Origin of the sequence: Bradyrhizobium sp. CCBAU 45394 (genome assembly GCF_028128655.1) — a bacterium.
Lineage (GTDB): Bacteria > Pseudomonadota > Alphaproteobacteria > Rhizobiales > Xanthobacteraceae > Bradyrhizobium > Bradyrhizobium diazoefficiens.
In genome coordinates, this window is record NZ_LBIX01000099.1 from 1 (window position 1) to 3,428 (window position 3,428).

The 3,428-nt window shown below is 66.2% G+C and carries 5 protein-coding genes; 1 reads left to right on the forward strand and 4 read right to left on the reverse strand.

Annotation, left to right across the window (positions count from 1 at the left end; genetic code table 11):
- From WN73_RS12065 to WN73_RS12080, 4 genes are all read right to left on the reverse strand, one after another.
- Positions 1-859, reverse strand: an 859-nt coding sequence (locus WN73_RS12065) for a hypothetical protein (RefSeq protein ID WP_271552929.1), incomplete at its 3' end; no start/stop codon positions are given.
- A 151-nt stretch (positions 860-1,010) separates the two neighbouring features.
- Positions 1,011-1,214, reverse strand: a complete 204-nt coding sequence (locus WN73_RS12070) for a hypothetical protein (RefSeq protein WP_011087923.1) — start codon at positions 1,212-1,214, stop codon at positions 1,011-1,013.
- Between the two features lie 187 nt (positions 1,215-1,401).
- Positions 1,402-1,770, reverse strand: a complete 369-nt coding sequence (locus WN73_RS12075) for a YidB family protein (protein ID WP_028171531.1) — start codon at positions 1,768-1,770, stop codon at positions 1,402-1,404.
- Positions 1,771-1,857: 87 nt separating this feature from the next.
- On the reverse strand, positions 1,858-2,520 hold the full coding sequence (locus tag WN73_RS12080) for a glutathione S-transferase family protein (protein WP_028171530.1): 663 nt from the start codon (positions 2,518-2,520) through the stop codon (positions 1,858-1,860).
- 124 nt (positions 2,521-2,644) lie between these two features.
- Here WN73_RS12080 and WN73_RS12085 point away from each other — a divergent pair, with 124 nt between their 5' ends.
- The gene (locus WN73_RS12085; RefSeq protein WP_011087926.1) at positions 2,645-3,361 is read left to right on the forward strand and encodes a DUF599 domain-containing protein; all 717 of its coding nucleotides are present in this window, start codon (positions 2,645-2,647) and stop codon (positions 3,359-3,361) included.
- Positions 3,362-3,428 lie beyond the last annotated feature (67 nt).

Sequence of the window (3,428 nt, forward strand, 5' to 3'; positions counted from 1 at the left end):
CGGCCTGCGCCGAGGTCGTGGCCGGCGCGCGCGGAGCCGGCGCTGCGTTCGCGGCCGGCGCGGCCTGGCGCGCCGCCGCTGTAGGCGGTTCCGGATTCATGATGCTCACCGGCGGCGTCGACGAGGCGCTCGGGAATTCAGCGTTGGTCGGCTTGCCCGTCGGCATCGACGGCGGCAGCGCGGCGAGCGCACCTGCGGCCGGTGCTGCCGCCGCGGGCGCGTTCCAGGTGGGCGCATAGCGTGCGACCAGCATGTCGTAGAGATGGGACTCCATGTTGGCGGCGACCTGCTGCTGATCGGTCAGCGAGCGGAAGGCGGCGCAATCGAACCGGGTGCAGCCGTCGCGGGCGATCAGCACCTGCGCGACGAGGCCGTAGCGATCGCGCTCCAGCGCCTTGCGCAGCACCTTCATGTCCAGCGTCAGGCTCTTGTCGACGGTCGCGGCGTCGCCGAGCGCGGTCAGCCGGTCGATCCTGGCGGCGGTGTAGGAGACGGCCGCGGCCGCCGCATCCGGCGAACCGAACAGCGCCTTCTCGCAGCCAATGGCCACGGCATCGCCGGCAAGATCGTCAAGGCAGGACAGCGCCGGCAGGCTCGCGGTAACAACGCCCTGCGCGCGCGCCTCGGCCGGAGCGGCCTGCCCGTCCGGTCCATAGAGGTGCGCCGTGGCAGCCACCGCGATGGCAATGGCAAGCAGCGTGATGACGGTCAGCGCACCGTTGGCAACCGATCTCTCGGCGCGCAGCAGCGTGATCATGAGGATCAATCCGAAGAAGCCCGCAGCCGCCAGCGTCATCCACATCGGGACGGCCGGCGAGCGCCAGATTTGGTCGAGCGACGAGGCCCATGCCCAGTTCATGCGCGACGTCCCCTCACGCGAGCAAAGAGCGAATGGTCAAAGCGAGCACCGTGAGCCGGCAACTGCCCCCGACCCACCTTGTGAAGGTGAAGCGGGCCTTTTGACGGCGAGCGCAGGAAATTCGTCCGCGACATCAACGGGCGGCGGTGCCTCAGGAGAGCGCGAGCTGGCTTTCCTTGGCGACCCGTTCGAAGGCTTCAGTCGAGCTCTTGATCCGGTACTGGCAGTCGTCACCTTCCGTCGGCAACAGGCGGATGATCTCATACGAGCCGCTGGCAGCCGGGCGCGCGACGTTGCTGGCCGTGAACAATACGCGCGTTCCAACGGGGAATTTGTGCTTCAACACCCTCTCCATTACTCAAACAACGCCTGCCTCGCCCATGGTCCCACTGCGATGGCCGGCCGGAAACCCAGCCGTTATATAGCACGCATGCGGCGTTTTTGGCCAGCCTCATGCGAGCATGGCAAACACACCAATCTTGAAGTCTTTTCAGGACGATAACGGGAACAGCGGGCCACGCTAATACCGCTGGAACCGGGCCTCAGGCGGTATGGGGCAGATGACCCTGCGGGCTGGCCTGGTCCACCGCCTTGGGCAGCTCCTGGGCCAGGATCTGGCCCAGCTGGTCAACCGGGATGTTGTAGCGCGCAGCCAGCTGGCGGACGGTGTCGTTGCCGAGCACCGCGCGGAGCTGGTCGGCCGAGATCGGCAGGTTCTGGCCGTTGCCGAGCCAGGATTTGACCTGGTCACCGAACCCGGCCTGCTGAAGCTTGGCCACGATCGCGCTGAGGCCGCCCTGATTGTTGCTGCCGAGCACCTCGCTCAAGACGGCCGGCAGCACGGCGGCGCCGAGCTGGCCGAGCGCGCTGCGGAGCGCGGGGTTGTTTTCCAGCGAGTCCAGGATTCCCATGGCGTGCCCTCTTCCAAGCCGCAACTCGGTACGATTGAGCGCCGCCGGCTGGTGTATCGTCAAGCGGCGCCCGATCACATTCGCGGGTTACGCGTCCTCGAACTTCGCGATGACAAGCGTCTCGGCAAGCCCCTCGCGGGTCCATTCCTGGAATGCCGGCAGCGCCATCATCGTCTCCATGTAGGCCTTGGTATCCGGTGCCACCTCGATCGCGTAGGTGCGGAAGCGGTGCACGACCGGCGCATACATCGCGTCCGCCGCGCCAAAGCGGCCGAACAGGAACGGTCCCCTGGCACCATGACGCGCCCGGCACTCGCGCCAGATCTCCTCGATGCGGGTCACGTTGGCCTTCGCATCGGCCGACAGCGCCACGGGACGGATCGGCCGGTGCAGGTTCATGCCGCATTCGCTGCGCAAGGCGACAAAGCCGGAATGCATCTCGGCGCACACCGAACGGGCATGGGCGCGGGCCGCGGCATCATCGGGCCACAGCTTCACTTCCGGGTAGCGCTCGGCGATGTATTCGATGATGCTAAGCGAATCCCACACCGTGGTCTCGCCGTCGACCAGCACGGGCACCTTGCCGGCGCGGCTGAAGGACAGGATCTGCTCCTTGTCCGCGGGGTTATCCGTGTAGAGCGGGATCAGGGCCTCCACGAACGGGATGTCGTTGGCGCGCAGCGCGAGCCAGGGCCGCATCGACCATGACGAGTAGTTCTTGTTGCCGATGGCAAGTTTTAGTGCAGCCATGTCCACTGGTCCTTCCCAAGTCCTCTGGATGCGGCTGCTTTTAGCGCCATCGCCTGCCGTCAATCAATCGTTGCTGCGCCCGGCCTTGCGTGGCAATCGTTGCGATGCTCGCGAGGAGAGAGACATGAGCAGGCATTGGGTCGACATCACCGCCGTCGGCTTCTTCATCGTCGAATGGCTGGTCTATGCCCTGACCCTGGAACACTCGGCCTATGGCCGCGACAGCCTGTCGGCGCGCATGAACCGCTATCGCGAGGTCTGGGTGCGCCGGCTGCTCGACCGCGAGACGCGCATGGTCGACATGCAGATCATGGCCTCGCTCCAGAACGGCACCGCCTTCTTCGCCTCCACCAGCCTCATCGCACTCGGCGGCGCGCTGGCGCTGCTGCATGCGACCAACGACGCCATCACGATCCTGAGCAAGCTGCCGACCGACCTCAGCACCTCGCCCGCAATGTGGGAGCTGAAATGCGTCGGTCTCGTGCTGATCTGCGTCTACGCCTTCTTCAAGTTCGCCTGGGCCTATCGCCTGTTCAACTATGTCGCCATCCTGTTCGGCGGCATGCCGCCGGCATCCCAGCGCGACACGCCTGCGGCCGAAGCCCATGTCATCCGCACCACGCGCCTGTTCGAATCCGCCGGCCGTCATTTCAACCGCGGCCAGCGCGCCTTCTTCTTCGCGCTCGGCTATCTCGGCTGGTTCGTCAGCCCCTGGGTGCTGTTCGTGACCACGGCGGCCGTGGTGATCGTGACATGGCGCCGGCAATTCGCCTCGAGCGCATGGTCGGCGATGGCGCCGGAGATGGTGGATGGCGAGACGATGAGGAAGCGCGGTCATTGACCCCAACTCTCTCCACGTCGTCATTGCGAGCGCAGCGAAGCAATCCAGAGTCTTTCCGCGGAGGGAT

Excerpts from the sequence above, each read along its gene's own strand:
- WN73_RS12070 (WP_011087923.1), bottom strand. The coding sequence starts at position 1,214 with ATGGAGAGGGTGTTGAAGCACAAATTCCCCGTTGGAACGCGCGTATTG.
- WN73_RS12075 (WP_028171531.1), bottom strand. The coding sequence starts at position 1,770 with ATGGGAATCCTGGACTCGCTGGAAAACAACCCCGCGCTCCGCAGCGCG.
- WN73_RS12080 (WP_028171530.1), bottom strand. The coding sequence starts at position 2,520 with ATGGCTGCACTAAAACTTGCCATCGGCAACAAGAACTACTCGTCATGG.
- WN73_RS12085 (WP_011087926.1), top strand. The coding sequence starts at position 2,645 with ATGAGCAGGCATTGGGTCGACATCACCGCCGTCGGCTTCTTCATCGTC.